The 6,475-nt window shown below is 72.7% G+C and carries 6 protein-coding genes; all 6 read left to right on the forward strand.

What is annotated here, in order from left to right:
• The first annotated feature begins 133 nt into the window (after positions 1–133).
• Positions 134–1,321 carry a sensor histidine kinase gene (locus tag ETD96_RS39095; protein WP_138641532.1) on the forward strand — a complete coding sequence of 396 codons (1,188 nt, stop codon included), beginning with the start codon at positions 134–136 and terminating at the stop codon, positions 1,319–1,321.
• Between the two features lie 55 nt (positions 1,322–1,376).
• Positions 1,377–2,141: a LytR/AlgR family response regulator transcription factor gene (locus ETD96_RS39100; protein WP_138641533.1), complete on the forward strand. Its 765-nt coding sequence runs from the start codon at positions 1,377–1,379 to the stop codon at positions 2,139–2,141.
• 41 nt (positions 2,142–2,182) lie between these two features.
• On the forward strand, positions 2,183–2,551 hold the full coding sequence (locus ETD96_RS39105; RefSeq protein WP_205719685.1) for a DUF485 domain-containing protein: 369 nt from the start codon (positions 2,183–2,185) through the stop codon (positions 2,549–2,551).
• A complete protein-coding gene (locus tag ETD96_RS39110) occupies positions 2,548–4,278 on the forward strand; it encodes a sodium/solute symporter (RefSeq protein WP_138641534.1) in 1,731 nt (576 codons plus the stop codon). Before ETD96_RS39105 ends, ETD96_RS39110 begins: the two co-directional genes overlap by 4 nt.
• Positions 4,279–4,464: 186 nt before the next feature.
• Positions 4,465–4,890, forward strand: a complete 426-nt coding sequence (locus tag ETD96_RS39115) for a DUF485 domain-containing protein (protein ID WP_138641535.1) — start codon at positions 4,465–4,467, stop codon at positions 4,888–4,890.
• Positions 4,887–6,475, forward strand: a 1,589-nt coding sequence (locus ETD96_RS39120) for a solute symporter family protein (protein ID WP_138641536.1), incomplete at its 3' end; no start/stop codon positions are given. The genes ETD96_RS39115 and ETD96_RS39120, both read left to right, overlap by 4 nt.

The raw sequence follows: 6,475 nt of genomic DNA on the forward strand, positions 1-6,475 counted from the left end.
GCCCGTGCAAAGACACGCCCCATGCCCGTGAGTCCTCTCCCCATACCGGCCCTGTCGCCGCGTTCGCCGTAACGGTGGCAGCGCCGTCGCGGGACCCCTCCCGGGAAGGCACGCCACCGCGTAACTTCGCCGTATGAATGTGGGCATTGCGGTCGTCGCGACGCTGCTGGTGACGTGGGTCCCGGCGCTGGTGTGGCTGTGGCGCCGCGGGCGCGGCGGCGATCTCGGCGGGCCCGCGCGGCGCGCGACGTTCGAGATGCTGCACACCGCGTCCCGCGCGGCGCCCGCGTTCCGGGCCGGGCTGACCGAGCAGGGCGCGCAGAAGGCCGCGCGGCACCTGCGGGCCCTGCTCGACTGCCGGGCGCTGGCGATCACGGACGGGGAGCGCCTCCTCGCCTGGGACGGCGAGCACGACCACCACGCGGAGGAGGGGCCGCGGCACGCCGAGGCCACGCTGGCGAGCGGGCGCACCCAGGTCCACGACGTGGTCTGCGACCGGCTCGACTGCCCGATCCGCCGCGTCGTGGTCGTCCCGCTCGCCACCGACGACCGGGTGGTCGGGACCCTGGCGGCGTACGGGGAGGACGTCCCGGCCGGGCTGATCCGGGCGGCCGAGGAGGTCGCGCAGTGGGTCGACGCCCAGCTGGAGCTCGCGGAGCTGGACCATTCGCGGGCGCTGCTGATGGAGGCGGAGATGCGGGCGCTGCGGGCGCAGATCTCGCCGCACTTCATCTACAACTCGCTGACCACGATCGCGTCGTTCGTCCGGTCCGACCCGGAGCGGGCGCGGGAGCTGCTGCTGGAGTTCGCCGGCTTCACCCGGTACTCGTTCCGGCGGCACGGCGACTTCACGACGCTGGCGGAGGAGCTGCGGTCGATCGACCGGTACCTGCTGCTGCAGCGGGCCCGGTTCGGCGAGGAACTGCGGGTGACGCTGCGGATCGCGCCCGAGGTGCTGCCGGTCGCCGTGCCCTTCCTGTGCCTGCAGCCGCTGGTGGAGAACGCCGTCCGGCACGGGCTCCAGGACAGGTCCGAGCCGGGCCTCATCACGATCGTGGCGGAGGACGCCGGGTCCGACTGCGTGATCAGCGTCGAGGACGACGGCATCGGCATGGACCCCGAGGAGGTGCGGCGGCTGCTCGCGGGCGAGCGCCGCATGCCCGGCGCGGACGAGTCCGGGATCGGGCTGGCGAACGTGGACGACCGGCTCCGCCAGGTGTACGGGGACGAGTACGGGCTCGCGGTCGAGACGGGCCCCGGCGCCGGGACGAAGGTCATCGTGCGGGTGCCGAAGTACCGTCCGGGCGTCACCGCCTCTTGACTGTGCCGACGGGGTTGACTGGAATGTGGCGCACGACGAGGGAAGGAACGATGCGGTGGGCCTGCGTGTCCTTGCGGTGGACGACGAGCCTCCCGCGCTGGACGACCTCGTCCATCTGCTGCGCGCCGACCCGCGGATCGGGGAGATCCACACCGCGCGGGACGGCGCCGCCGCGCTGCGCAAGCTCGACCGGGCCCTCGCCGACGGGCGCCCCGTCGCCGCCGTGTTCCTCGACATCCGGATGCCCGGCCTGGACGGCACCGTGCTCGGCCGCGTCCTCGCCCAGTTCGCGCGCGCCCCGCAGATCGTGTTCGTCACCGCCTACGAGGGGCACGCGGTGGACGCGTTCGAGATCAAGGCGACCGACTACATCCTCAAGCCGGTGCGGCCGGAGCGGCTCGGGCTGGCGATCACGCGGGTGACGGAGGCCGCCGAGGAGGCCGGCTGGGCGGACGCCGTCCCCGACGCCGCGCCGGCCGAGCCGGAGCCGATGCCCGTCGAGCTGGGCGGAGTCACCCGGTTCGTCACGCCCGCCGAGGTGCTGTACGTGGAGGCGCAGGGCGACTACGCGCGGCTGCACACGTCCGGCGGCAGCCATCTGGTCCGCATCCCGCTGAACGCGCTGAGCGAGCGGTGGAGCGGCGCCGGGTTCGTCCGGGTGCACCGCAGCCACCTCGTCGCGCTGTCGGCGATCGAGGAGCTGCGCCTGGACTCGGGACGCTGCACGATCGTGGTCGGCGGCACCGAGCTGCCGGTGGCCCGGCGGCACGTCCGGGAGCTGCGCGACCTGCTCGTGCGGCGGGCGAGGAGAGCCCGCTGAGCGCGGGGGAGCGGCGCGAGATCGCGCCGGGGCGGACGCTGGTGACCGGGCCCCGGGCCCGGACCGTCCGGCGGCCGCGCTACCCGGTGACCCGGGAGATCGACGAGCAGACCGGGCTCGGCGAGGCGTACATGCGCTCGCTGCTGCGCAGCCAGCTGCGGCTCGCCGTCCGGCTGTGCCTGGTGCTCGCGGTCGTGGTGCTCGGGCTGCCGCTGCTGTTCGCGCTCGTCCCCGAGGTGCGCGAGCGGGAGCTGTTCGGGCTGCCGCTGCCGTGGGTGGTGCTCGGCGGGCTGATCTACCCGTGGTTCGTGGCGTGCGGCTGGTGGTACGTCCGGCTGGCCGAGCGCAACGAGGACGACTTCGCCGACCTCGTCGACCGCGCCGACCGCCCACCGGGCGACCCCAGGTGAACGCCGCGTACGGGCTCGCCGGGGTGCTGCTCGTGGTGGTCGCCACGGTGCTGATCGGCGTGCTCGGCGTGCGCATCTCGCGGACGACGTCCGACTTCTACGTGGCGTCGCGGACGGTGACGCCGCTGCGGAACGCGTCCGCGATCGGCGGCGAGTACCTGTCGGCGGCGTCCTTCCTCGGCATCGCGGGCCTGATCCTCGCCTACGGCGCCGACATGCTGTGGCTCCCGGTCGGCTGGACGGGCGGGTACCTCGTCCTGCTCGTGCTGGTGTCGGCGCCGCTGCGCCGGTCCGGCGCCTACACGCTGCCCGACTTCGCGGAGGCGCGGCTGGAGTCGATGGCCGTGCGCCGCGTCGCGAGCGTCCTGGTGGTGCTGATCAGCTGGCTGTATCTGCTGCCGCAGTTCCAGAGCGCCGGGCTGGTGCTGCGGACGGTGACGGGCGCCCCGGTATGGACGGGCGGGGTGCTCGTCGCGGTCGTCGTCGCGGTGAACGTGCTGGGCGGCGGCATGCGCAGCGTCACGCTCGTCCAGGCGTTCCAGTACTGGATGAAGCTGACCGCGCTCGCCGTCCCGCTGATCTTCCTGCTGCTGGCGTGGCGGGGCGACGGCGCGCCCGGGCTCTCGTCGGACGTCCCGCCGCGCTTCGCCGACCGGACGACCGTCGCGGTCGGCGTCGCCGTCACCGTCGACGTGACCGCGCCCGTCCAGGTCGTGGCGGACGGCCGCGTCGACGGGCGGCACCACGCGAACGTGCCGCTGACCCTGAACCCGGGGCGGCACCACATCGACCAGGACACGTCCGTCACCTTCCCGGCCGGCGCCGACGTCCCGCACGTCAGCGGGCGGCCCGTCACCACCGACCGGGAATGGGCGATGCCGCTCGACGGGCGCGACCACTCGCTGTACGCGACGTACTCGCTGATCCTCGCCACGTTCCTCGGGACGATGGGGCTGCCGCACGTCCTCGTCCGCTTCTACACCAACCCGGACGGGCGGGCCGCGCGGCGCACGACCGTGATGGTGCTGTCGCTGCTCGGCGCGTTCTACCTGCTGCCCGCCCTGTACGGGGTGCTCGGCCGCCTCTACACCCCCGAGCTGCTGATGACCGGGCGGGCCGACGCCGTCGTCCTGACCCTGCCCGGACGGCTGATCGGCGGGGTCGGCGGCGACCTCCTCGGCGCGCTGGTGACCGGCGGCGCGGTCGCGGCGTTCCTGTCGACGTCGTCCGGCATCACCGTGTCGGTGGCCGGGGTGCTCGCGCAGGACATCCTGCGCGGCGGCGTCCGGTCGTTCCGGGTGGGGACGCTGCTCGCGCTCACGGTGCCGCTGGCGCTGGCGATCGCGGCCCGGTCCCTCGCGGTCGCGGACGTGGTGGGGCTCGCGTTCGCCGTCGCCGCGTCCACGTTCTGCCCGCTGCTCGTCCTCGGGGTGTGGTGGCGGCGGCTGACCGTCCCGGGAGCGCTCGCCGGGCTCGTCACGGGCGGGGTGCTCGCCGGCGGCGCCGTCATCGTGACGATCGCGGCGGGGCCGCCGTCCGGGCTCGCCGGGGCGCTGCTCGCCCAGCCCGCCGCCTGGACGGTGCCGATCGCGTTCACCGTCATGATCCTGGTGTCGCTGTGCAGCCAGCGCCGGGTGCCGCCGGGCGTCGCCCGCATGATGGTCCGCCTGCACACTCCGGAGTCGCTCAACGTCGATCGCGGCACCTGGCGGCCCCGCAGGGTGTGACCGGGCGCCTGGCGACCCCAACGGGGGCGACCGTTCGTCGTGCGAAAGCGACCGTTCATCGACGGGGACGACATTCCGGCGACGATGACCGGCACCTTGCCGCAGCCCCGGCGTCGCCCTCTCGTCCCCTCCGAGCTGGATCTTTACCGTGGCGCGTGATTGGCGTCACAACAGAGGAGGGCGGTCGTGTCCGTCGATAAGAGCGCCCCCGGCACCGTCTATGAACGGTTCCAGGGCACCGAGGAGTTCCAGGAACTCCGCCGCAGGTTCCGCCGATTCGCATTCCCCATGACCGCCGCGTTCCTCAGCTGGTACCTGCTCTACGTCATCCTGTCCGGGTGGGCGCGCGGCTTCATGGGCCACGAGCTGTTCGGGTCCATCAACGTCGCGCTGGTCTTCGGGCTGCTGCAGTTCGTGTCCACGTTCGGCATCGCCTACATGTACTCGCGGCACGCCGAGCGGCGCCTCGACCCGCTCGCCGACAAGGTGCGCGGGGAGGTCGAGGCGGCGCAGGCCGGCGGTGCCGCCGCGGCCGCCGGCACCGCCGAGGCCGTCGACACCACCAAGACCACCGGGGCCGGGACCGCCGAGACCGCGGAGGACGCCCGATGAGCAACGAGACCCTGTCGATCATCCTGTTCCTGGTGTTCGTGGCCGCCACCCTCGGGATCACCGTGTGGGCGAGCCGCAACACCAAGAGCGCGACCGACTTCTACGCCGGCGGACGCTCGTTCTCCGGCGCGCAGAACGGCCTCGCGATCGGCGGCGACTACATGTCCGCCGCGTCGTTCCTCGGCATCGCCGGGCTCATCGCGCTGTACGGCTATGACGGCTTCCTCTACTCGATCGGGTTCCTCGTCGCCTGGCTCGTGGCGCTGCTGCTGGTCGCCGAGCTGCTGCGCAACTCCGGCCGCTTCACGATGGCGGACGTGCTGGCGTTCCGGATGAGCCCGCGCCCGGTGCGCACCGCCGCCGGCGTCTCCACCATCGTGGTGTCGATCTTCTACCTGCTGGCGCAGATGGTCGGCGCGGGCGCGCTCGTCGCGCTGCTGTTCGGCTTCACCAGCGAGTTCGCCAAGGGCGCCACGATCGCGATGGTCGGCGTGCTGATGATCATCTACGTGGTGTTCGGCGGGATGAAGGGCACCACCTGGGTGCAGATCGTGAAGGCCGTCCTGCTGATGACCGGCGCGGCCCTGATCACGGTGCTGGTGCTGGGCGAGTTCGGCTTCAACCTGTCGTCGCTGCTGAAGGACGCCGCCACCGAGAGCGGCAAGCCCGACGCGTTCCTGGAGCCCGGCCTGCGCTACGCCACCGAGGAGTCCGGCCTCACCGGCAAGCTCGACCTGATCAGCCTCGGCCTCGCGCTCGTCCTCGGCACCGCCGGGCTGCCGCACATCCTGATCCGCTTCTACACGGTGCCGACCTCCCGCGACGCCCGCAAGTCCGTCATGTGGGGCATCGGGCTCATCGGGGTGTTCTACCTGTTCACCCTGGTGCTCGGCTTCGGCGCCGCCGCGCTCGTCGGCTCCAAGGAGATCTCCGCGGTCAACGCGGCGGGCAACACCGCGGCGCCGCAGCTCGCCGAACGCATCGGCGAGATCATGTTCGGCGACGCGGGCGGCACGATCCTGCTCGCGGTCATCGCGGCGGTGGCGTTCGCGACGATCCTCGCGGTCGTCTCCGGCCTCACCCTGGCCTCGTCCTCGTCCTTCTCGCACGACCTGTACGCGCACGTGTTCCGCAAGGGCAAGGCCACCGAGCGGGACGAGGTCCGCGTCGCCCGCATCGCCGCCTTCGTGATCGGCGCCGTGTCGATCGTGCTGGGCATCTACGCGCAGCGCCTCAACGTCGCGTTCCTCGTCGCGCTCGCGTTCGCGGTCGCCGCGTCCGGCAACCTGCCCGCGATCCTCTACAGCCTGTTCTGGAAGCGGTTCAACACCTCCGGCGCCGTCTCCGCCATCTACGGCGGCCTCGGCTCGGCGATCTTCTTCGTGGCGTTCTCCCCGGTGGTGTCCGGCTCGGAGAAGGCGCTGTTCACCGACCACGACTGGAGCTGGTTCCCGCTGGAGAACCCGGGCATCGTGTCCATCCCGATCGGCTTCCTGTGCGGCTTCCTCGGGACCGTCCTCAGCAAGGAGTTCAACGCCGAGAAGTACGCCGAGATCGAGGTCCGCTCGCTGACCGGAGCCGGCGC

The organism is Actinomadura geliboluensis, assembly GCF_005889745.1.
Taxonomy (GTDB): Bacteria; Actinomycetota; Actinomycetes; order Streptosporangiales; family Streptosporangiaceae; genus Spirillospora; species Spirillospora geliboluensis.